This is a genomic window from Sphaerotilus sp. (assembly GCF_034519685.1).
Classification (GTDB): domain Bacteria; phylum Pseudomonadota; class Gammaproteobacteria; order Burkholderiales; family Burkholderiaceae_C; genus Sphaerotilus.
The window spans coordinates 864,653-888,876 of record NZ_JAXHOF010000006.1 but is presented as its reverse complement, the minus strand read 5'-3'; the positions used below and the strand labels follow the sequence as shown (position 1 = coordinate 888,876).

The following is a 24,224-nucleotide window of genomic DNA, read 5'->3' as shown; positions in this document are numbered from 1 at the left end:
CAATAACGCACAACAGGCTGCCCTGCTGGTAACAGTGATGCGCTTTCACCGCCCCACGAAAGCTCAAGCGCGTAGCCCGCCCGCCGAAACACGAAAGGCAGAGTGATTTCAGCTTGATTTTGTTCAGGAAGCGGTTCGCAAAGAAATCAAGATCCCAAGATCCCAGTTGAGACACAACCAGATACAAATTAGACTCTTCCAAGTCATCGAAGAGCCGAACGCCTGCAAGACGCATCCATGACCACAACCATTCCTCCTTCGCACCACACCATGGCACCAAAACCCATCGCCGTCATCGGCCTGAGCGCCCGCTACGCAGGCAACGTCCAGAACCCCGATGACCTGTGGCAGCACCTGAAGGCAGGAATCGACCCCATCAAGGACTTCCCTGAAGGCCGCTGGGACAAGGGATTCCTGGACGCTGACCGCAGCACACCAGGCCGTTCGTACACCTTCGCCGGCGGCTACCTGGAGCAGGTGGACGGCTTTGACGCCGACTTCTTCGGCATCTCGCCGCGCGAGGCCGCGCAGATGGACCCGCAGCAGCGCCTGCTGCTGGAACTGGCCTGGGAGACCTTTGAAGACGCCGGGCTGGTGCCGGGTGCGCTGGCAGGCAGCAAGACGGGCGTCTATGTGGGCTTGTCCAGTCGCGATTACGCCGAGATCGTGAACGAAGAGATCGTCAACGCCTACACCAACCTGGGCTTGTCGATGAGCATCGCGTCCAACCGCGTGTCCTACATCTTCGACCTCAAGGGCCCGAGCATGACGGTGGACACCGCCTGCTCGTCGGGCATGGTGGCACTGCACCAGGCGGTGCAGGCCATTCGCCACGGCGAATGCACGCAGGCCCTGGTGGGCGCGGTGAACCTGCTGCTGTCACCGGCTTCTTACGTGGGCTTCTCGAAGGCTTCGATGCTGTCGCAGGCCGGGCGCTGCACCTCGTTCGACGCCAACGGCGCCGGCTATGTCCGCGCCGAGGGCGGTGGCTTCCTGATGCTGAAGTCGCTGGAAGATGCCGAGCGCGACGGCGATCGCATCCTGGGCGTCATCCTGGCCAGCGGCGTCAATTCCGACGGTCGCACCATGGGCATTGCGCTGCCCAACCCGGTGGCGCAGGCTGCGCTACTCAAGCAGGTGTATGCGGAGGCTGGCGTCAAGCCCGACGACGTGTACTACCTGGAAGCTCACGGTACCGGCACCGCGGTGGGCGACCCCATCGAATGCGAAGCCGTCGCCAACGTGCTGGGCAAAGAACACCGGGGCGCCGTGCCACTGCGCATCGGCTCCATCAAATCGAACGTCGGCCACCTGGAAAACGGCGCCGGCATTGCCGGCATCACCAAGGTGCTGCTGGCACTGAAGCACCGCGAAATTCCGGCCAATCTGCACTTCAAGACACCCAACCCGAAGATCGACTTCGAGGGCTGGAAGCTCGAAGTGGTGCACCAGCCGCACCCGTTGCCGCAGACCGATAAGCCGCTCATCTTCGGCGTTAACTCGTTCGGTTTTGGAGGTACCAACGGCCACTGCGTGATCCAGGAATACCGGCCCAGGCAGCCAGCGCGCCAGACGGTGGACGCCGGTTCGGGCAAACAGCCGCAACCCGAACTGCTGGTGCTGTCGGCACAGTCTGAAGCCGCGCTGGCCGCGCTGGCCGGCCGCTGGGTCGAACAACTGCAAGACCCGCTGGCGGCCGACTGGCCCACGCTGCGCGCCAACGCGCTGCACCACCGCAGCCACCTGGGCCACCGCCTGGTGCTGCAGGCCCATACGGCCGAAGCGGCCCTGCAGCGCCTGACCGCCTGGCGCGGCGACGGCACTGCCATGGGCAAGACCCCGGTGCCCGGCCTGCTGGTGGGCAAGGCCCCATTGGCTGCCGTTGAAAACGTGCGCCTGCGCACGGCCTTTGTGTTTGCTGGCAACGGCCCGCAGTGGTGGGCCATGGGCCGTGAGCTGATGCAGGCGCACGAGCACTTCAGCGCGGCAGTGAAAAACGTCGACCGCATCTTCACCAAGCTGGCCGGCTGGTCGCTGCTGGAAGAACTGCTGCGCGACGAAGCCGACTCGCGCATGGCCAAGACCGAGGTGGCGCAGCCTACGCTGTTCGCCATCCAGGTGGGCTTGACCACGGTGCTGCGCGAAGCCGGCATCGAGGCTGACGCGGTCATCGGCCACAGCGTGGGCGAAGCCGCGGCCGCCTGGGCCAGCGGCGCGCTGTCACTTGAACAAGCCACGCACGTCATCCACCAGCGCAGCTTGGCGCAGTCGGCCACTGCCGGCATGGGCCGCATGGCCGCGCTGGGTGTGTCGGCTGAAGAAGCCCGTGCTGCCATCGAACGCGTCGGCGGCTTCCTGGAAGTGGCTGCCATCAACTCGCCTTCGGCCGTGACCGTTGCCGGCGATCCGGTGCAGCTGGAAAAGCTCTGCGCTGAACTGACGGAGGCCGGCCGCTTCGCGCGCATGCTGACGCTGGACTATCCCTTCCACACGAAGGCGATGGACGGCATACAGGCCGGCCTGGTGAAGGGCCTGGCCGATCTGAAACCCGGCGCCAGCGCGCGCCCCTTTGTGTCCACGGTGGAAGGCCGTGTCATCGACGGCCAGCAGCTGGACGCCACCTACTGGTGGCGCAACATCCGCGAGCCGGTGGCCTTCGAGGCCGGCGTCACGCACCTGCTGGGTGAACTGGGCGTGACCGGGCTGATCGAGATCAGCCCACACCCCGTGCTGCGCGACTACGTGCTGCAAACGGCCAAGGCCCGCGACACCGCCGTGCAGATGTTGACTACGCTGCGCCGCCCGCGCGAAGGCCAGGCAGTGTCTGAACACGAACTGATGGACCAAGCCGTGCTGTCGGCCTACGCCCAGGGCCTGGCGGACCCGCGCGGCCTGTCGCAAACGCCGGCGCAACGCTTGCCCATGCCGCTGTACGCCTGGCAGCGCCAGCGCCACTGGCGCGGTACCACGCCACTGGCCGGCATGATGCGCGCACGCACACGCGAACACCCGTTGCTGGGCTGGCGTGCCACCGACATCGAGCCGTCGTGGGAGCAGGTGATGGACCGCACGCGGCTGGGCTACCTGGCCGACCACGTGATCCAGGACTCGGCGCTGTACCCCGGCGCTGGCTACATCGAGATGGCGCTGGCCGCCGGCCGCAGCCTGCATGGCGATGTGCCTCTGCAGCTGGAAGACCTGGACTTTCTGAAGCCCATGACGCTGTCGGGCAACAGCCCCTGGCCGCGGGTGCACACCGGCGTGGACGCTGCCGACGGCACCTTTGAAGTGGCCACCCGCGACCACGACGAAACCACCGTGCACGCACGCTGCCGTATCACGCTGGCCGAGCCCGGCCACCGGCCGCCGCCGCTGGACCTGGAGGCCACCCGCGCCGCCATGCCGCACCTCATTGAAACGGCCGAGCACTACGCAGGCACGGTGCGCCGCGGCATGCACTACGGCCCGCTGTTCCAGGGCCTGAAGTCGATATCGCTGTCTACCGATGACGGTGGCCTGCGCGCTTTCGCTCGCATCGAACTGCCCGAAGCCTTCGGCGATGCCGAGGCCGCTTTAGGCGGCTACCGCAGCCACCCGGCCATGCTGGACGCCTGCCTGCAGGCGCTGGTGACCTTGCTGGCGCAGCGCGACCACGAGCCGCTGGCCTGCATCCCTGTGCGCGTGGACCGGCTGCGCTCCTTCGCGCCGCTGCCCCGCACGCTGTGGTGCGACCTCACGCTGCTGCGCGACAGCCCACGCGCCGGCCGTGCCCGCTTTGCGCTGTACGACGACAGCGGCACCTGCCTGTTGGTCACCGATGGCACCTCATTCCAGAAGGTCGACTTCCGCACCGGGCAAGACACGCTGCACCTGGCCGACCGCTGGCGCCCTGACACCGCCGCCGCGCTGCCGCTGCCCGCTGCCATCGACCTGGCCGCGCTGCCAGCGCCGAAGCAGCCCGACGCACCGCATTGGACGGCCGCAGACGGTGCACTCATCGACGGCTTGTGCGGCGCCATCGCAGCGCAAACCCTGCAGCGCCTGCATGCCGAAGCCGACATGACCGCTGGCGAGCCCTTTGCGGCCAATGCGCTATGGCGCCGGGCCCGCGTGCCGGCTGAGTTGCGCCCGCTGGCCGCTGCCCTGCAGCAAATGGCTGAAGCCGACGGCTGGCTGAAGGCGGCCGACGACGGCCTGCAGTTTGCGCACGTACAGCCCAATGTCGATGCCCTGTGGCAAACGGCGCTGCGCCAGCGCCCGGCCCTGACGGCCGAACTGATGCTGCTGCTGCCGGTGGTGGACCGCTTGGTTTCGCGCCTGGCGCCCCCCGATGACGCTGCGGTTGACGACACCGCAAAAGCCGCTGCCGATGGTCTGAACCCCAGCTTCCTGGAAGCCTTGGGCGACAGCGCACCCTTCATGGCCGACGCCCATACCGCCCTGGGCGGCTGGCTGCAGCAACTGCTGGCCGCACGCCGCCCCGGCCGCGCCGTGCGCGTGCTGCAACTGCACGCCGCACGCACCGGCACCGCCGCCGCGCTGCTGCCGCACGTGCCGGGCAACGGCGTGGACTACGCCGTGAGCGAGGTGGACGACGGCCGCGCCGAACAACTGCAACGCCAGCACGGCAGCCACCCGGCCGTGCGCAGCGCGGTACACAGCCTGGCCGCCAACGAAGGCGCAGCAAGCTCGGCAAACGCGACGGTGGCCTGGGCCGATGTGGTGATTGCCGGCGACGGCCTGCAAGCCGCCGCCCAGGGGCCGGCCGAAACGCTACCGCGCCTGGCGGGCACGGTCGCACCCGGCGGCTGGCTGTTGCTGGCCGCGCCGCAGCCCGGCCGGCTGGCCACGCTGCTGTTTGGCAGCCAAGCGCATTGGTGGCAAGACGACGAAGCCGCGCTGCCACAGCCTGCCGACTGGCCCGCGCTGCTGGAACAAGCCGGTGGTTGGGAACAGGTGCAAGCCCTGGCTGCAGGCCCCTGCACGGTGGTGGCGGCCCGCCGCCGCACCGATGCCGCGCCGGCCACATCGGCTGCCGAACCGGCTGAAGCCGCTGCCGCCCCCAAGCCCGCCGCCCGTGGCTGGCTGCTGCTGACCGACGCTGCCGGCCCTGGCGCTGCCTTTGCCGGCGCGCTGGCCGAAGCCCTGGGTTGCCACGGTCAGACCGTGCGCCGCCTGGTCGTCACGGGCGACGAAGACGCGCCCGACCTGGCCAAAACCATTGTGGAAGCCGCGCACGAGCACGACGTGGTGGTGCAACTGGCCGGCCTGGCCGAGCGCCACGACGACCCGCTGGTGATGCAGATGCGCCGCTGCGTGCCGCTGCTGGCGCTAGCGCACAGCCAGCAAATGGCCGACGGCCCGTCGCCCAAGCCGCTGAAGGCGCGCCTGGTGAGCCGCGGTGCCCAGCCCGGCCCGGCCGGTGGCACCGACTTCGACCCAGCACAAGCGGCGGCCTGGGGCCTGGCGCGTGTGCTGTCCAACGAAGCCCCAGGGCTGGAACTGCGTGCGGTGGACCTGCAGGTTGAACTGAACGCCGACAGCGCGCGCCGCCTGGCCGCCGAACTGGTGGCCGACAGCGCCGAAACCGAGGTGCTGCTGGCCAACGACGGCCGCTGGCTGAACCGCGTGGAACGCGCCGTCACCCTGCCCACCACCGCCACGCCGGCTGAAGGCGTGCGCCTGGTCAACGGCAGCGGCGGCCTGGACGGTCTGACCCTGCGCGCTGTACCGCGTGCCGAGCCCGGCCTGGGCGAGGTGGAAATCGCGGTGCGTGCCGCCGGCCTGAACTTCCGCGACGTGCTGTGGGCCATGAACATGCTGCCCGAAGAGGCCGTCGCTGACGGCTTCTCGGGCCCCACCATCGGCATGGAATGCGCCGGCACCGTGGCCCGCGTCGGCCCCGGCGTGGAAGGCTTGGCCGTGGGCGACCGCGTGATCGGCTTTGCCAGCGGCTGCTTTGCCAGCCACGTCACCACCTCGTCCGGCGCCGTGGGCCCCATGCCCGAAGGTCTGAGCTTCGAGGAAGCGGCCACCGTGCCCACCACCTTCCTTACCGCCTGGTATGCGCTGACCTACCTGGCGCGGCTGGAGCCGGGCGAACGCGTGCTGGTGCACGGCGCCGCCGGCGGCGTGGGTCTGGCCGCGCTACAAATCGCCAAGGCGCGCGGCGCGGTGGTATTTGCCACCGCAGGCAACGACGACAAGCGCCGCCTGGCGCTGCGCTACGGCGCCGACCACGTGCTCGACTCGCGCAGCCTGGCCTTTGCAGACGACGTCATGGCGCTGACGAAGGGCGAAGGCCTGGACGTGGTGCTCAACTCACTGGCCGGCGAGGCCATCACCAAGAACCTGCAGATCCTGCGCCCCTTCGGCCGCCTGCTCGAAATTGGCAAGCGCGACCTCTACGCCAACAGCCGCATCGGCCTGCGCCCGTTCCGCATCAACCTCAGCTACTTCGGCATCGACGCCGACACGCTGCTGGTCGAGCGCCCGGCGCTGGCGCGGCGCATGTTCAACGAAGTGCTGGCTGCACTGCGCGAAGGCACGCTGCGGCCGCTGCCGCACCAGGCGCTGCCCATCACGCGTGCCGCCACCGCCTTCAGGCAGATGCAGCGCTCGCGCCACGTGGGCAAACTGGTGCTGACACTGCCGGCGCCGGGCGCCGCCCTGCCAGCCGTGGCCCCGCGCCACTGGCAGGCCAGCGCTGACGGCACCTGGCTGGTGACCGGTGGCCTGGGCGGCTTTGGCCTGGCCACCGCCAAGTGGCTGGTGACGCGCGGCGTGCAATCGCTGGCGCTGATGAGCCGCCGTGGCGACACCACCGAAGAAGCGCAGGCCGGCATCGCCTACCTGCAGGCCGCCGGCGCCACCGTGCGCGCCTTTGCCGCCGACGTCAGCCTGGAAGCCGACGTGGCGCGCGTGCTGGCTGAAGTGCGCAGCAGCATGGCGCCGCTGAAGGGCGTGCTGCACGCTGCCATGGTGCTGGACGACGGCCCGGTACACACGCTGGACAAGACGCGCCTGCAACGCGTGCTGGGCCCCAAACTGCACGGCGCCTGGCACCTGCACCGCCTGACGCAGGACGACCCGCTGGAAAGCTTTGTCGTCTTCTCGTCGGCCACCATCATGTTTGGCAACCCGGGCCAGGGCAACTACGTGGCTGCCAACCAATACCTGCAGGCCTTTGCGCAATGGCGCCGGGCGCAGGGGCTGCCGGCGCTGTCGGTAGCCTGGGGCGCGATCCGCGATGTCGGCATCGTCACCCGCGTTGAGGGGCTGGAGCAGATGCTGCAAAAGCGCTCGGGCATCTCGGCGCTGGACGCGGCCGACGCCCTGCAGGAACTGGGCAAGGCCCTGGCTGCCGGCGAGGTGGCGTCTTCAGTGTCAGCGATGGACTTGTCGCGGGCCAGCATCCTGTGGGTGGTGCGTGCACCGCGCATGGCGGCACTGCGCCCAGCCGGTGTCGACGCGCTGGACAGCGGCGGTCAGACCCTGGCCGAGCGCTGGCCCACGGTGACGGCCGACGCACGCCGGCCGCTGCTGCTGGAGGTGCTGCGCGGCCATCTGTCACGCATCCTGGGCACGCCAGCGGCGCAGATCGACGTCGAGCGACCGCTGGCTGACCTGGGCCTGGACTCGCTGATGGCGGTGGAACTGGCCGGTTCGCTGGAGCACGAAATGGGCCGGCCGGTGTCGGTGATGCAGATGATCCAGGCATCGTCGACCGCAGCCGTGGTCGACCTGCTGGCCAACAGCCTGGAAGCCAAGCCGAGTGCCTGACGCCAGCGCGCCACGCCACAAGCCAGATGCGCCACCGACCCTGAGCCACGAACTGCGCAGCTTTGCGCAGCTGGCCGGACCGATGGTGGTGTCGAGGGTGGGTGTGGCCGCGCTGGCCTTCACCGACGGCGTGATGCTGGCGCGCAGCAGCGCCGAAGCGCTGGCGGTGCACGGCCTTTCAGAGTCGCTGATGGGCCGCGTGCTGGAAGTATCCATGGTGGCGGCCACCGCCGGCCTGGCACTGGCCGCACAAGCGCGTGCCGGCGGCGGCGCGCAGGCAGCGCGCGTGGGCACGGTGTGGCACAACGGGCTGGCCCTGGCCAGCGGCCTGGGCCTGGCCGCGCTGCTGTTCAGCGCCCTCGGCGGACCGCTGTTGCGGGCGCTGGGCCAGCCGCCAGAACTGGTGTCGCAGGCCGCACTGGTCATCGGGCTCATCGGCCTGAGCGCCTGGCCAGCGCTGCTGGGGCTGGTCAGCGGCGGGCTGCTGGAAAGCATCGGTCGCGCACGCACCGTGGTGCTGGCCGTGGTGCTGGCCAACACGGCCAACATCGCGCTGAACCAATGGTTGATCTTCGGCGGCATGGGCGTGCCGGCGCTGGGCGTGGTGGGTGCTGCCACGTCCACGCTGGTGGTGCGCGTGCTGATGGCGGCCGGCCTGCTGGCCGTGCTGTGGCAGGCCGGCCGCCACGGGCCTGCGGCGGTCTACGGCCTGCGCCAGCGCTTTGGCCGTGCTGCCTGGCAAGCCGGGGCCGAACAGCGGCGGCGCGGCGCGGCCGCCGCCGCCACCGTGGGCGTGCTGGCGCTGGTGTCTTTTGGGCTGCCGGTGATGGCCGGGTGGTTGGGCGCCCAGGCTCTGGCCCAGATGACGGCCCTCTTTCTATGCCTGGCACCGGTGATGGTGGTGGCCTGGGGCCTGGCCGATGCTGCGGCCGTGCGCATCGCTGCCGTGGCGGGCAGTGGCCCGCTGGCAGGTGCGGACTTTCACACAACGGGCTGGCGCTTGATGGCGCCGCCGCTGGCCCTGCTGGCCTTGTCGGGGCTGGTGCTGGCCACCGCCAGCGAAGCCGTTTTGCGCGTCGTCCTCGGTCGGCCCGATCTCATCGCTGACGTGCAACCGCTGCTGGCGCTGGGCTGGTTAGTGGCCGCCGGCGACACCCTGTCCATCGTGCTGGGCGCGATGCTGCGCAGCCTGGGCGTTTTGCGTGCACCCTTTGTGGCACAGGCGCTGGGCAGCCTGGCGCTGCTACCGCTGGCCGCCTTGCTGGCCTTTGGCGCCGGCTGGCACCTGCACGGCCTGCTGGTCGCCCACGGCGGCATCGCACTGCTGCGCTCGGTCGTGCTGGCCGTCATGTTCAACCGCGCCGCCCGTGCCCATGACCGTGGCTGCGACCGCAGCTCCCCGCAGGCCTCGTCCACGTTTGCAACACCTGCAGCAGCGGCCTTGCACGCCGCCGCCATCCCACTTCCCCAGCCCCCCAGCGCAAACCCTGCAGCACCGCCTGCAGGGCGCAGCCCCTGACACCATGAAACCAAACGAAAACGAGCTGTACGGCGCCTGGCTGCGCCTGTCCAACGCCCAGCGCGTGATCTGGATGGACCAGCGGCTGGGAACCGACGCCCGCGCCTACCTGGTGGCGGCTCGCATGCGTCTGGTGGGCCATTGGGACACCGAGCTGGCCATGCGCGCCCTGGCTCTGCTGCAACAGCAGCACGACGGGCTGCGCTTGGAGATCGACGCTGCAGAGCCGCGACAGCGCGTGCGCCGACAGCTCAGCGACATCCTGCGCGCCCACCCGCCGTGCGAGGCCAGCGGCGCCGATGTGCAGGCCTGGCAGGCCACGCTGATGGACCAGCCGCTGAAGCTGGGTGGTGGCCCGCTGTTCGTGGTGGACGCCCTGCCCTGCGGGCCGGCCCATGTCGAGCTGCTGTTCCGCGCCCACCACCTGTTGCTGGACCACGTGGGCCTGCTGCTGGCCATCAACGGCTGGGCCGAGCTGTACCGGCACATGCGCCAGCAAAGCGGGGCAGCCTCAACTGTAGTCTCCTGCACAGGGTCACCCGCCGACAGCAGCTTTGTCGGCACTCTGGAGGCCGACCGCGTCTACGAAAGCACGCCCCAAGCGGCGGTGGACCTGGCGCATTGGCGCCGCCGCTTCGACCCTCTGCCGCCACCTCTGCTGGCGCCGCGCCCGCGCCCGGTCGTGCCGCTGCAACCCGTGGCCGAGCCGCAGCGCCTGCGCCTGGAAGGCACCGCCTACACGGCCTGGGTAGCCGCCTGCCAGCGCGCAGGCGTCACACCCCAGCGCGCCATGACCGTCGCCGTGGCCATGGCGCTGGGCACGTACTTCGACCGCAACGACGTGACGCTGGGCATCGCCCTGCACCGGCGCAACCGCCACACCCAGCAGGTGCTGGGCCATTTCGCCACTGCCATGCCGGCCCGCTGCCGCTGGCGCGACGACGACACGGTCAACGAGGTGGTGAAGGCCACCTCGGCTGCGCTTGACATCGACTACCGGCACCAGCGCACCCCCATGGATGCACTGGCGCGCGAAATCGGGCTGGGCGCACGCGGCCTGCCGCGCCTGTTTGACGCCAGCCTGTCGTACATGCACTTCACCGGGCCCGTGCTCAGCGGGTCCGCAGAAGGACTGGACGTGAGCCTGCACGAGGCGTTGCCGGCCGCCATCGTGCCGCTGCCTTTTCTGGTCAGCGATTTGGTGCAGGAACAGCGGCTGGATGTGACCTGCCCCTGGGATCCCGCCTTTGCCAGCGCTGACGACATGGCCGCGCTGCTGCGTCGGCTGGCGCATGTGATCGAGCGTTTCTGCTTTGGCAAACGCGTGACGATGGCTGAGCTGGCCACGGTGGATGCCGCTGAGCGTGCGCAGTTGCTGGCCTTCAACCCGCCGCCGCTGGAAGTGCCGGCACAGACGCTGCACGCGCGGCTGGCCGAGCAGGTGTGGCTGCAGCCTGCAGCGCCGGCAGTGCTCGACGGCGCGCTGTGCCTGAGCTATGCGCAACTGGCGACGCAGGCCGATGCGCTGGCGGCTCACATTCGGGTGGCGCTGGTGGCGCATGCGGCTTGCCTGCCCGCCGTGGCCCGCCGTGACGGCGAACAACCCGTGGTGGCCGTGGCACTGCCGCGCAGCGCCGCCACCGTGGTCGCTTTCCTGGCCGTGCTGAAGGCCGGTGCGGTGTACATGCCGCTGGACTGCAGCTACCCGACGGCACGTTTGCAGATGCTGCTGGACGATGCGCTGCCAGCACTGCTGATTGACGGGTCTGCAACACTGGGGCTGCACTGTGCGCGCTTGCCCGATGCGGCTTTGGCTGCGCTGTCGGCCTTGGATGTGCCGCCTGCTGCGGCGTCAGGTTTTGACGCGCCCGAGGTCTCACCCTCGGACCTGGCCTACCTCATCTACACCTCGGGCTCCACCGGCATGCCCAAGCCCGTGGGCGTGTCACACGCTGCCGCCTTGAACCTGGCCTTTGCCCGCCGCACACATGCGCCGGTGGGCCCGGGCAGCCGCATCCTGGCCGGGGTGTCGGTGGGTTTTGACGTCTCCATCGAGCAGTTGCTGCTGCCGCTGCTGCATGGCGCGGCGGTGGTCATTGCACCGGCTTTGGGGCAGCTGGATGCGCGCGCGTTCTGGCAACTGTTGACCGAGCAGCAGGTCTCGGATGTCAATTCGGTGCCCAGTTTCATCGACGCCGTGTGTGACGCGCTGCCGCCCGCCGGCGTGCCTTCGCTGAAGCGCCTGATGCTGGGCGGCGAGCCTTTTGCGCCCGCGCTGGCGCTGAAGCTGCGCCAGCGGCTGCCGGGCGTGGCGCTGTGGAACATCTATGGGCCTACCGAGGCCTGCATCGAGGCCACTGCCTGGCGCGTGCCTGACACGGGGCCGCTGCCTTCGGTGCTGCCCATTGGCGCCGCACTGGCCAACTACCGCGCCTATGTGCTGGACCGCCTGGGCCGGCTGTGCCCGCCAGGGGTGATTGGTGAACTGGCGCTGGCTGGCGCCGGCCTGGCGCGGGGTTATCTGGGCCGCCCGGGCGACACGGCGCGACGCTTTGTGGCCGACCCCTACGGCCCGCCGGGCTCTCGCCTGTACCGCACGGGCGACCGGGCACGCTGGCGCGCCGACGGTCAGCTTGAATTTCTGGGCCGCGACGACGAGCAGGTGAAGATCCGCGGCTTCCGCATCGAGACCGGCGAGGTGCAGGCCGCGCTGCTGCTGCACCCCACCGTGCGACAGGCCGCTGTAGTGCCCTGGGCAGCGCCCGGCCAGCCTGCGCGGCTGGTGGCTTATGTGGTGCTGCAAGATGGCACCGACACAACCGACACCATCGACTTCACCGACCTGCGCGCCTGGCTGGCCGATCGCCTGCCGCGCCACATGCTGCCGCAAGACTTCATCGCGCTGCCGGCATTGCCCATCACCGCCAACGGCAAGCTCGACCGCCGCGCCCTGCCCGCACCACAGGCGCTGGCCGCCAGCACCGCCTTTGTACCGCCCGAGGGCGCGCTGGAAGAACGCCTGGCGCTGCTGTGGCAGCAGGTGCTGGGTGTGCCGCGCGTAGGCCGCCACGACTCCTTCTTTGACCTCGGCGGCCATTCTCTGCTGGCCATCGGCATGGTGGAGCGGCTGCGCCAGGACGGCTGGGAGCTGGACCTGGCCAGCGTGTTTGCCGAGCCTACGCTGCAAGCGCTGGCCGCCGCCTGCACGCCGCTGGATGAAGCCGAAGACCGTGCTGACGCACCGCAGCCCATCCCTGAGGGCCTGCAGCGCTTGTCGCCCGCGTTGCTGCCGGCCAGCCTGGTGCTGACGCAAGCCCAGCTTGACGCAATCGCCGCGCAAGTGCCCGGCGGTGCCGCCAACATCCAGGACCTGTGCCCGCTGGGGCCGCTGCAGCAGGGCATGCTGTTCCACCACATGCGCCAGACCGAAGGCGACGTGTTCCTGACGCCTTTTGTGCTGGCGTTCCAAGACGAAGCCTCGCTGCTGCGCGCCGTGGCCGGGCTGCGCGCCGTGGTGGCGCGGCACGACATCTTGCGCACCGCCGTCGTCTGGCAAGGTCTGGACAGCGGCGTGCAGGTGGTGCTGCGCCAGGCCGAGCCACCACTGCTACCACTGCAGCCGGTTGCCGACGGCCAGGCGCTGCGCACCCTGCAAGCGGCGATGGACCCGACACGGCAGCGCCTGAACCTGGCGCAAGCGCCGCTGCTGCGGCTGCTGGCCCTGCCCGACCCAGGGCATGGGACTGCGGGCCGCTGGCTGCTGGGCGTGCTGCTGCACCACCTGGTGCTGGACCATCTTTCGATGCAGATGGTGATGCACGAAGCTGCAGTGCTGGGCGCAGGCACGGGCGAAAACGCGGCAGACCCCACCGCGTTGCTGCCGGCACCGCTGCCGCTGCGAGAAATCGCCTGGCGCTTGAGCCGACAGCACACGGCCGAAGCCGTGGCCGCGCAAGAGGCTTACTTCAACGCCGAACTGGCCGACATGCTGGCCCCCACCACCCCGTTTGGCCTGGATACCCTGGCCGACCCGGGAATGGTTCTACAAGAGCACCGCCTGGCACTGACCGACGCACTGGCCGCTGCTGCGCGGCTGCGCGCACGGCAGCTGGACGTCAGCCTCTCAGCGCCATCCCTTTCAAGGTGAGTCCCCCCAGAGTCGGTAAGCTGCAGGAAGGAAAGGCCAACAGGAGACTGAGATCTGGGAAGCGGTGATTGAGCGGTTCGAGCAGCAGACGCCGGCGAGCGTGATGGCGCGCATGGTTCTGGAGGAGGCGCTGCCGGCGCAGTGGATCGACGAGGTGTTCGAGGCGCACCGCGGGCAGCAGTACGCCAGGACGCTGATGTTCTCGACGGTGGTGGAGTTGATGACACTGGTGACGCTGGGGCTGAGGCCGTCGCTGCACGCGGCGGCCATGCAGAGCCGAAGTTTGCCGGTGTCGCTGGCGGCGCTGTACGGGAAGGTCAGCGGGACGAGGCCGGAGTTGCTCAGGGCGCTGGTGCAGGGCAGCGCGCAGCGGCTGGGGCCGGTGATGGGCAGCCTGGACAGGCCGAGGAGTTTGCCGGGGTGGAGGCTGAGGGTGGTGGACGGCAACCACCTGGGGCGCAGCGAGAAGAGGCTGGGGGTGTTGCGTGGTCGGCGTGGCGCGGCGCTGCCGGGGCACGCGCTGGTGGTGTACGACCCGGACGAGGCGCTGGTGCGGGATCTGGTGGCGTGCGAAGACGCGTACGAGAGCGAGCGGGTGGGGGTGATGCCGCTGGTGGCGGGGGCCGAGCCCGGGGATCTGTGGGTGGCCGACAGCCACTTCTGCACGCGCGCACTGCTGCAGGGCTGGCAGGACGCGGCGGCGAGCTTCATCGTGCGTGAGCATGGGCGCCACCCGAGGGTGGGCGAACGCGGGGCGTGGAGCGAGGCGGTGCGCATGGACACGGGCTGTGTGCGGGAGTGCGCCATCACGCTGCGGGCCGTGCGCGGGCAGGCACAGCCCTGCACGCCGTGGCGCTGCATCGAGATCGAGCTGGACGAGCCCACCGAGTCGGGCCGCACGACACTGAGGCTGTGGAGCAATCTGCCCGCGACGGTGGAGGCGACCACGATCGCTGCGCTGTACCGCAAGCGCTGGCGCATCGAGGGCCTGTTCGGGCGGCTGGAGTCGGTGCTCGACAGCGAGATCAAGACCCTGGGGCACCCGCGCGCGGCGCTGCTCGGGTTCACCGTGGCGGTGCTGGCCTACAACGTCCTGGCGCTGCTGCAGGCGGTGATCGAGCAGGCGCACCGGCCCGCCCTGCCCGAGCTGGAGGTCTCCACCTTCCATCTGGCGCAGCACGTCAAGCAGGGCTTCGAGGGCCTGCTCGTGGCGGTGCCGGCCCAGTGCTGGTCCGATCGGGCCGAGCCTTCGCCCGAACGCCTGGCGCGGCGCCTGCTGGAGCTGGCCATGCACCTGCCGGCCAAGAAGCTCGCCACGGCCAAGCGCGGGCCCAAGGTGGCCGCCTCCAAGGGTTGGGTCGATGGCCGAACTGCCCGATCTCATTTCTCCACCGCTCGACTTCTCAAGGCTTCCGGGCGATCACCTTGAAAGGGATGCCTCTCAGCGCTGCTGCACCTGGCCTGGGCCTTGGTGCTGGCCCGCTGCACCGGCCGCGACGACGTGGCATTCGGCACCGTGCTGCTGGGCCGCAGCCGGCCCGGCCTGGCGCAAGCCATGGGCATGCTCATCAACACGCTGCCCTTGCGTGTGCGGCTGGCCGACCAGCCCTTGCGCGAGGCCGCGCGCCAAGTGCAGGCCTCGCTGGCGGGCCTGCTGCGGCATGACCAAGCGCCACTGGCACTGGCCCAGCGCTGCAGCGGTGTGGTCGCGCCCACGCCGCTGTTTACCGCACTGTTCAACCACCGGCAGCACGCCGCCGGCCAGGGCCCTGGGCTGCCCGGCGCCGAGTTGGTGTGGGCGCAGGAACGCACCGGCTACCCGCTGGCGATGGCGGTTGACGACGACGGCAGCAGCCTTTCACTGGCGGTGCAGGCCACTGCCCCGGCCGACGCGGCCCTGCTGGCGCGCCTGATGCACAGCGCCCTGGCCGCGCTGGCCAACACTCCCGCCGATGCCGACACCGCCTGCAGCAGGCTGGACCTGCTGCAAGCCGCTGAGCGTGACCGCCTTCTGGCCTTCAACCCGCCGCCGCTGGAAGTGCCGGCACAGACGCTGCACGCGCGGCTGGCCGAGCAGGTGTGGCTGCAGCCTGCAGCGCCGGCAGTGCTCGACGGCGCGCTGTGCCTGAGCTATGCGCAACTGGCGACGCAGGCCGATGCGCTGGCGGCTCACATTCGGGTGGCGCTGGTGGCGCATGCGGCTTGCCTGCCCGCCGTGGCCCGCCGTGACGGCGAACAACCCGTGGTGGCCGTGGCACTGCCGCGCAGCGCCGCCACCGTGGTCGCTTTCCTGGCCGTGCTGAAGGCCGGTGCGGTGTACATGCCGCTGGACTGCAGCTACCCGACGGCACGTTTGCAGATGCTGCTGGACGATGCGCTGCCAGCACTGCTGATTGACGGGTCTGCAACACTGGGGCTGCACTGTGCGCGCTTGCCCGATGCGGCTTTGGCTGCGCTGTCGGCCTTGGATGTGCCGCCTGCTGCGGCGTCAGGTTTTGACGCGCCCGAGGTCTCACCCTCGGACCTGGCCTACCTCATCTACACCTCGGGCTCCACCGGCATGCCCAAGCCCGTGGGCGTGTCACACGCTGCCGCCTTGAACCTGGCCTTTGCCCGCCGCACACATGCGCCGGTGGGCCCGGGCAGCCGCATCCTGGCCGGGGTGTCGGTGGGTTTTGACGTCTCCATCGAGCAGTTGCTGCTGCCGCTGCTGCATGGCGCGGCGGTGGTCATTGCACCGGCTTTGGGGCAGCTGGATGCGCGCGCGTTCTGGCAACTGTTGACCGAGCAGCAGGTCTCGGATGTCAATTCGGTGCCCAGTTTCATCGACGCCGTGTGTGACGCGCTGCCGCCCGCCGGCGTGCCTTCGCTGAAGCGCCTGATGCTGGGCGGCGAGCCTTTTGCGCCCGCGCTGGCGCTGAAGCTGCGCCAGCGGCTGCCGGGCGTGGCGCTGTGGAACATCTATGGGCCTACCGAGGCCTGCATCGAGGCCACTGCCTGGCGCGTGCCTGACACGGGGCCGCTGCCTTCGGTGCTGCCCATTGGCGCCGCACTGGCCAACTACCGCGCCTATGTGCTGGACCGCCTGGGCCGGCTGTGCCCGCCAGGGGTGATTGGTGAACTGGCGCTGGCTGGCGCCGGCCTGGCGCGGGGTTATCTGGGCCGCCCGGGCGACACGGCGCGACGCTTTGTGGCCGACCCCTACGGCCCGCCGGGCTCTCGCCTGTACCGCACGGGCGACCGGGCACGCTGGCGCGCCGACGGTCAGCTTGAATTTCTGGGCCGCGACGACGAGCAGGTGAAGATCCGCGGCTTCCGCATCGAGACCGGCGAGGTGCAGGCCGCGCTGCTGCTGCACCCCACCGTGCGACAGGCCGCTGTAGTGCCCTGGGCAGCGCCCGGCCAGCCTGCGCGGCTGGTGGCTTATGTGGTGCTGCAAGATGGCACCGACACAACCGACACCATCGACTTCACCGACCTGCGCGCCTGGCTGGCCGATCGCCTGCCGCGCCACATGCTGCCGCAAGACTTCATCGCGCTGCCGGCATTGCCCATCACCGCCAACGGCAAGCTCGACCGCCGCGCCCTGCCCGCACCACAGGCGCTGGCCGCCAGCACCGCCTTTGTACCGCCCGAGGGCGCGCTGGAAGAACGCCTGGCGCTGCTGTGGCAGCAGGTGCTGGGTGTGCCGCGCGTAGGCCGCCACGACTCCTTCTTTGACCTCGGCGGCCATTCTCTGCTGGCCATTCGGCTGGTGCAGGCCTGCAACCGGGCCGCGCACGAATGGGGCTTGGCCGCGAACGAAGACCGCTTGTCGCTGGCGCATCTGCTGGCCGCGCCCACGCTGGCCAGCACCGCCGAGCGACTGCGTTGCGGAAAAGACAGCGACAGCCCCGCGCATCTGCGGCTGCTGGTGCCACTGCGCCGGCACGGCACCGCACGGCCGCTGTTCTGCGTGCACCCGCAGTCGGGCTGGGCTTGGTGCTTTGCGCCGCTGGCCCAGGCGCTGCCCGCCGACCAGCCCGTGTGGGCGTTGCAGGCCCGCGGGCTGATGCAGGGCGAACAGCCCCACACCCGCATGGCCGACCTGGTGAACGACTACCTGCAGGCCATCCGCAGCGTGCAGCCTTCAGGGCCTTATCGACTGCTGGGCTATTCATTGGGCGGCATCGCGGCGCAAGAAATTGCTCGTCAATTGCATCAGGCGGGGGAAGAAGTGGAGCTGCTGACGTTGCTGGACAGCCCGCTGCCGGGCTCCATCGACGCGCAGACGCTGGACGGCAACGCGCTGCTGCTGGCCGCAAGCACGCACTTCGGGCTGGCCTCTGCGGGTGCCAAGGGCACGCCCTTGCCACCGTTGCAATCGGCTGACGATGCCGCGCGCCTGGTCGGCACGGCGCAGACCTTGGCGCTGTTGAGCCAGGCGCACCGGCCCCATTTTTGCGCAGCACCAACGCTGCAGGTGCGGGCGCTGCACCGCGAGCGCGCGCTGGATGACTGGGCGCCGCTGGCTGCGCCCGGTTGTATCAACACCCACGACCTGCCCGCCGATCACGAGCAGCTTGTCACGGCAGCCTGGGCGCCGCGACTGGCCAGCCTGTTGTTGAAGCAACTTGAGACCGAAAACAACATCAAGAAATTCCTTCGGACCACGACACCATGAACAAGCCCGTACCCTCTGACGCCGAAGCGCCCTGGATCGTGCTGGTCAACAACCAAGGTGAACACAGCCTGTGGCCGGCCTCTTCGCCCATGCCTGCGGGCTGGCGTGAAGTCGGCCCGGAGGGCACGCAGCAAGCCTGTGCAGCCTGGGTTGACCGCCACTGGGTCGCGCTGCAGCCCGCAGTTGCCAAACCTTGAAACCCGGCAGCAGAGGTGCTTGCAGCGCCCGGTGCCCGCTGCCACTGGCTCGCCACCCGACATGACTGCCCCCTTTGTGTTTTGGCTCTGGCGCTGCACGCCCCGTGCGGCTGCGCTGCTTGCCGTGGTGCTGGCACTGTTGCTGCCACCGTCACTGTCATGGGCGCAGGGCGCTGGCAAAGAGAACAGCACCACCGCACCCGGCACCAACTCGGCGCGCGCCACCATGGCCGTTGAAACAGTGCGCGTGCGCCAAGCGGCGGTGGCCGGCGGCTTGGCGGCCACCGGCAACGTGGCCGCCGCACAAGAAGCCAGCGTGAGCCCGAAAACCGGTGGCCTGCGCGTCACCCGCATCTTGGCGCAGGTGGGCAGCCGCGTGAAGCGCAACGAAGTGATGCTGGAATTCGACGACGACATGATGGGCATGGAACTGGCGCAACTGCATGCCAACATGGGCGAAGCCGAGGCTGCGGCAGCCGAGGCCCGGCGCAGTGCCGAGCGAGCGCGCAAGGTGGGCGAATCAGGTGCGCTGTCGACACAACAGGTCGAGCAGTTAATCACCGCCGAGACCACCACCGCAGCACGCGTGAAGGCCTTGGGTGAAAGCGTGAAGCTGCAGCGCTTGCGCCTGAGCCAGGCCCAGCTGCTGGCGCCCGACGACGGCATCGTTTCGGCGCGCTCGGCAACGCTGGGCGCGGTGGTGCCTGCAGGCATGGAGATGTTTCGCATCATCCGCGGCGGCCGGCTGGAATGGCGCGCAGAAGTGCCCGCTGCCGAGATGGCGCGGCTGGCGCCCGGCACGCCGACGCGGGTGCTGCTCGACGACGGCAGCGCGCTGCCCGGTGTGTTGCGCCTGGTGGCGCCCACCGTAGACCCCATCACCCGTCAGGGCTTGGTCTATGTCGACCTGCCGCCCAGCCCGGCACTGCGCCCGGGCATGCTGGTGCGCGGCGAGATTCTGGTCGGTGGCGGCAATTCGTGGGTGCTGCCGCAGTCGGCAGTGGTGGTGCGCGACGGCTTTCACATGGTGGCGCGGCTGGACGCCGAGCAACGCGTGCGCTTCGCCAAAGTCACCGTTGGACGGCGCCAGGGCCTGCTGGTTGAAGTGACGGGTGGCCTGGCTCCTGAAGCCAGCGTGGTGGCGCGCGGCGCAGCGCTGTTGGGCGAAGGCGATCGGGTGCGCGTGGTCGGCACCGCGCCATGAACTTTTCGGCCTGGTCCATCCGTCAGCCGGTGCCGGCGGTGATGCTGTTTGTGCTGCTCACCTTCGCCGGTGTCTGGGCCTTCAAGGCCATGAAGGTGCAGAACATGCCCGACGTGGACCTGCCGGTGGTCAGCATTGCTCTGGCGCTGCCCGGCGCCAGCCCGGCGCAGATGGAAACCGAGGTAGTGCGCAAGGTCGAAGCCGCCGTAGCCAGCATTCCCGGGCTGAAGAACACCGCCGCCACGGTGGTGGAAGGCGGCGCCGTGGTGGCCGCCGAGTTCAGGCTCGAAAAAGGCATTCAAGAGGCGATGACCGACGTGCGTGACGTGCTGGCGCGCACACGCGGCGACCTGCCGGCTGACATGCGCGAACCGGTGGTGACGCGGCTGGAACTGGCGGCGATGCCGATACTGACCTACACAGCCACAGCCACAGCCACAGCCACCACGATGGACGATGAAAGCCTGTCCTGGTTCATTGACCAGACGGTGATACGCGCGCTGCGCGAAGTGCCCGGCGTAGGCGCCGTCACACGCGTGGGCGGTGTGCAGCGCGAGATACGGGTAGAACTCGACCCGCAGCGGCTGGTGGCGCTGGGTGTGTCAGCCGCGCAGGTGTCGCGCCAGCTGCGCAACGTTCAGCAAGACGCGGCGGCCGGGCGATCGCAACTCGGCCAGGCCGAACAGTCGCTGCGCGTCGCCGGCAGCGTGGCCTCGGCGTCTGAATTGGCGCTGCTGCACATCGTGCTGCCCGACGGCCGGCGCCTTCGGTTGGGCGATATTGCGCAGGTCATTGACACCGTGGCCGAGAGGCGTTCCACCGCGCTGCTGAACGGCCAGCCGGCAGTGGCCATCGAGATCGGCCGCACGCGCGGCGCCAGCCAGATCGACGTTGCCGCTGGCGTGCGCAAGACGTTAGACGGCTTGCGCGCGCAGCACCCGGGAGTGGTGTTCACGCAGGCCTTCGACTTCGTCAAGCCGGTGCAGCAGAACTACGAAGCCTCGATTCAGATGCTGCTGGAAGGTGCCTTGCTGGCGGTGGTGGTGGTGTGGCTGTTTCTGCGCGAATGGCGCGCCACCTGGATCGCAGCCGTGGCGCTGCCGCTGTCGGTGGTGCCCACGTTTGCGGTGCTGCACCTGCTGGGCTTCACGCTGAATGCGCTGACCCTGCTGGCACTGTCGCTGGTGGTGGGCATTCTGGTGGACGACGCCATCGTCGAGATCGAAAACATCATGCGCCACCTGCGCCAAGGCAAGACGCCGATGCAGGCAGCACTGGAAGCGGCCGACGAGATTGGCCTGGCCGTCATTGCCACCACTTTCACGCTGGTGGCCGTGTTCTTGCCCACCGCCTTCATGACCGGTGTCATCGGCAGCTACTTCGAACAATTCGGCTGGACGGCGGCCATTGCGGTGCTGTTCTCGCTGCTGGTGGCGCGGCTGCTGACGCCGATGATGTGCGCCTACCTGTTGCGGCCCACCGGCACGGTGCGCGAAGTGCACACGCCGCGCTGGATGAAGGCCTACCTGCAGGCCGCCGATGCCTGCCTGAACCACCGCCTGCTGACGGTGCTGGCGGCGGGCGCCTTCGTGGTGGGCACGCTGGCCCTGGTGCCGACGCTACCCAAGGGCTTCTTGCCGCCCGACGACCTGCCGCAAACGCAGGTCACGCTGACCCTACCGCCCGGCTCAACGCTGGAAGAAACAGCGGCGCTGGCCGAGCGTGCGCGCCGTGCGCTGGTGCAGCAACCCGAGGTGCTGCTGGTCTACACGGCCATTGGCGGCGGTGCGGCGGGCGGCAACGCCTACGCGCCGCAGGGGCTGGCTGATGTGCGCCGCGCCGTGCTCACCGTCACCCTGAAGCCGCGCAATGAACGCCAGGGCGTCACCCGCCGCGATGTCGAGGCGCGGGCGCGTGTGGCCTTGGCTGACCTGCCCGGCGTGCGCGTGCGCGTGGGCATGGGCGCTGGCGGCGACCGCTACCAGGTGGTGCTGACGGGCAACGACGGCCGCAGCCTGACCGAACACGCCCGGCAGGTGGAACAAGACATCCGCGAGCTGCCCGGCGTGGGCGCCGTGTCGTCCAGTGCCAGCCTGCTGCGCACCGAGGTGGTGGTGCGCATGGACGCGCTGCGCGCTGCTGACCTGGGCGTCACCACGCAGGCCCTGGCCGACACGCTGCGCGTGGCCACGGCCGGCGACCACGACCCCGCGTTGCCGAAGCTGAACCTGGCCGACCGCCAGGTGCCGGTGGTGGTGCGGCTGCCAGCGGCCGCGCGTGAAGACCTGAGCCTGCTGCAGCGGCTGCCCGTGCCGGGCGCACGCGGCCCGGTGCCGATTCAGCAGGTGGCCACGCTGTCATTGGAAGCAGCGCCGGCGCAAATTGACCGCCGCAACCGGCAACGCCAGGTGACGGTGGAGGTGGAACTCAACGGCTTGTCGCTGGGCGACATGGAGCAACGCGTCACCGCGCTGCCGTCGATGCGCGAACTGCCGGCGGGCATCAACCGCGCGCCGGTGGGCGACGCCGAGGTGATGGGCGACCTGTTCGCCGCCTTTGCCGTGGCCATGACGGCGGGCGTGCTGTGCGTCTATGGCGTGCTGGTGCTGCTGTTCCGCAGCTTCGTGCAGCCCGGCACCATTCTGGTGGCGCTGGTGTTGGCTGTGCCCGGTGCTTTTGCGCCGCTGCTGCTGACGGGCAGCGATGTCTCGATGCCGGTCCTCATCGGCCTGATCATGCTGATGGGTATTGCGGCCAAGAATTCCATCCTGCTGGTGGACTTTGCGCTGACGGCGCGGCGCAACCGGCGCGTGTCGCACCGCGCGGCCATCATGGACGCGTGCAACAAACGCGCACGGCCGGTGATCATGACCACGCTGGCCATGGCGGCCGGCATGTTGCCGGTGGCGCTGGGGCTGGGCGCCGCCGACCCGGCCTTCCGCACGCCGATGGCGGTGGTGGTGATCGGCGGGCTCGTCACGTCCACGTTGATGAGTCTGCTGGTAGTGCCGGCTGTATACCTGCTGGTGGCCGAGGCCCGCACCGCCTGGGCGCAAGCGCAGGCACGCCGCCGTGCCCTTCGCCGGAAGGCTGCACGCCGCAAGTCATCGCGCCGTGCTGAGGCCCGTCGACCATCCGACAGCGCCTCGGCAGCGGGTCGCCGGTTCGCTTCCCCAGACCATTCTTGACTGCGCACCATGAACTCGCCCGCCACGAATCCCACCCTCCAGCCTCGTCCCGTCGGCCGCAGCGGGCCGGCGTTGTCGCAGGCATGGCTGGTGGCAAGCCTGGTGTTGCCCACAGCAGCGCTGGCCGGGCCGACCGCAGCCAACACTGTCGCCCCGTTCGACTACAGCACCCAGCCAGGTACCGCACCCAGCCAACTTGAACCCGCGTCCGCACCGGCCACCCCTCCCGTGCTGGATGAAGCGGCCCAGCATGCGGCCCGCGCCGCCTGGTGGGCGCAGCTGGAAACCGATGAACTGCCCGGTCTGGTGGAGGCCGCCTTGCGGGCCAGTCCAGTCGTGGCCTCGGCACGCGGGCGCATCGAACGTGCACGCGCTGAACGCGTGGCCGCCGACGCAGCCTGGATGCCGTTGGTGATGGGCAGCGCCAATGCCAGCCGCGGCAAGACCGATCTAAAACTGCCCTTGAGCCAGGTTAGCAACAGCGGCGTGCAGGCCAGCTGGGAACTGGATCTGTTTGGCGCCGGCCGCGCTGGCAGCGCGGCGCAGCACTCGCGCCTGGCCAGCGCCGAGCAGGCCCTGGACGCCATGCGCCTGAGCGTGGCGGCGGAGACCGGGCAGAGCTACGTGTCGCTGCGCGCCTGCGAAGCGCAGCGCGCGCTGGCCGAGCTGGAGCTGAAGTCACACGACATCACCGTGCGGGTCAGCGAAAGCGCCGCCGATGCCGGTTTCTTCTCGTCCGAACAGCCTGCCCTGGCACGCGCAGCGGCGGCGCAAGCTCTCGCGCTTCTGCGGGCGCGCGACATGCAATGCCAACGCCTGCTGCAAAGCCTGGTGACGCTGACCGCGCTGGAAGAAGCCGAACTGCGCCAGAGGCTGGCCAGGCGCACAGGCCAGCTACCGTCGCCTGCCGGTACGGTGCCCGAACAACTGCCTGCCGACCTGCTGATGCGCCGCCCGGATCTGCGCGAAGCGGCCTATGCCGTGATGGCGGCTGGCTACGACGAAACCGCCGCCCGCGCACAGCAGTGGCCCACCCTGAGCCTTCAGGGCGCTGTGGGCAACAGCCGATTCAGCACCCCACAGGTCACCTTCAGCGGCCAAGTATGGTCTTTCGGCCCGCTGCAGATCACGCTGCCGATCTTCGATGCAGGCGTGCGCAAAGCGCGCGTGCTTGCTGCCGAAGCCAGCCAGATCGAGGCCCGCACGGTGTACCTGGCCAAGGTGCGGCAGGCGGCCGAAGAAGTGGAAAACACGCTCGCTGCGCTGCACAATACTCGACCGCGCGAACTGTTTGCGCGCCAGTCCTCGCTGGGCTATGGCATGGCGCTGGCAGCGGCCGAGCAGAGGCTGCAGGGCGGCCTGAGTTCGGTGCTGGAGGTGGAGCAGATACGCCGCGCCGCCACGCAGGCGCGCGCCAACGTCATTGAACTGCAGCAGACACGGGCCAACGCCTGGATCTCCTTGTACCGGGTGATGGGCGGCAGCTGGTAGACAACCCACGCGGTAGAAGTGCGCGTCCCCCGT

The 24,224-nt window shown here is 69.7% G+C and carries 9 protein-coding genes; all 9 read left to right on the top strand.

What is annotated here, in order from left to right:
* Positions 1–270: 270 nt before the first annotated feature.
* The 9 genes from U5O44_RS15120 to U5O44_RS15080 all read left to right on the top strand — a co-directional run bounded on the left by U5O44_RS15120 (position 271) and on the right by U5O44_RS15080 (position 24,191).
* A complete protein-coding gene (locus tag U5O44_RS15120; protein ID WP_322589269.1) occupies positions 271–7,782 on the top strand; it encodes a type I polyketide synthase in 7,512 nt (2,503 codons plus the stop codon).
* On the top strand, positions 7,775–9,301 hold the full coding sequence (locus tag U5O44_RS15115; RefSeq protein ID WP_322589268.1) for an MATE family efflux transporter: 1,527 nt from the start codon (positions 7,775–7,777) through the stop codon (positions 9,299–9,301). Before U5O44_RS15120 ends, U5O44_RS15115 begins: the two co-directional genes overlap by 8 nt.
* 4 nt (positions 9,302–9,305) lie before the next feature.
* Positions 9,306–13,448 carry a non-ribosomal peptide synthetase gene (locus U5O44_RS15110; RefSeq protein WP_322589267.1) on the top strand — a complete coding sequence of 1,381 codons (4,143 nt, stop codon included), beginning with the start codon at positions 9,306–9,308 and terminating at the stop codon, positions 13,446–13,448.
* 103 nt (positions 13,449–13,551) lie between these two features.
* Complete coding sequence (locus U5O44_RS15105) at positions 13,552–14,877, top strand: IS4 family transposase (RefSeq protein WP_322588457.1); 1,326 nt, start codon at positions 13,552–13,554, stop codon at positions 14,875–14,877.
* Positions 14,878–14,895: 18 nt separating this feature from the next.
* Positions 14,896–18,111, top strand: coding sequence for a non-ribosomal peptide synthetase (locus U5O44_RS15100; RefSeq protein WP_322590504.1), 3,216 nt, complete (start codon positions 14,896–14,898; stop codon positions 18,109–18,111).
* Positions 18,108–18,308, top strand: coding sequence for an MbtH family NRPS accessory protein (locus U5O44_RS15095; RefSeq protein WP_322589266.1), 201 nt, complete (start codon positions 18,108–18,110; stop codon positions 18,306–18,308). The genes U5O44_RS15100 and U5O44_RS15095 overlap by 4 nt, the downstream gene beginning before the upstream one ends.
* Positions 18,309–18,432: 124 nt before the next feature.
* Positions 18,433–19,512 carry an efflux RND transporter periplasmic adaptor subunit gene (locus U5O44_RS15090; RefSeq protein ID WP_322589265.1) on the top strand — a complete coding sequence of 360 codons (1,080 nt, stop codon included), beginning with the start codon at positions 18,433–18,435 and terminating at the stop codon, positions 19,510–19,512.
* Complete coding sequence (locus tag U5O44_RS15085) at positions 19,509–22,700, top strand: efflux RND transporter permease subunit (RefSeq protein ID WP_322589264.1); 3,192 nt, start codon at positions 19,509–19,511, stop codon at positions 22,698–22,700. Before U5O44_RS15090 ends, U5O44_RS15085 begins: the two co-directional genes overlap by 4 nt.
* Positions 22,701–22,709: 9 nt before the next feature.
* The gene (locus U5O44_RS15080; protein ID WP_322589263.1) at positions 22,710–24,191 is read left to right on the top strand and encodes an efflux transporter outer membrane subunit; all 1,482 of its coding nucleotides are present in this window, start codon (positions 22,710–22,712) and stop codon (positions 24,189–24,191) included.
* Positions 24,192–24,224: the final 33 nt, after the last annotated feature.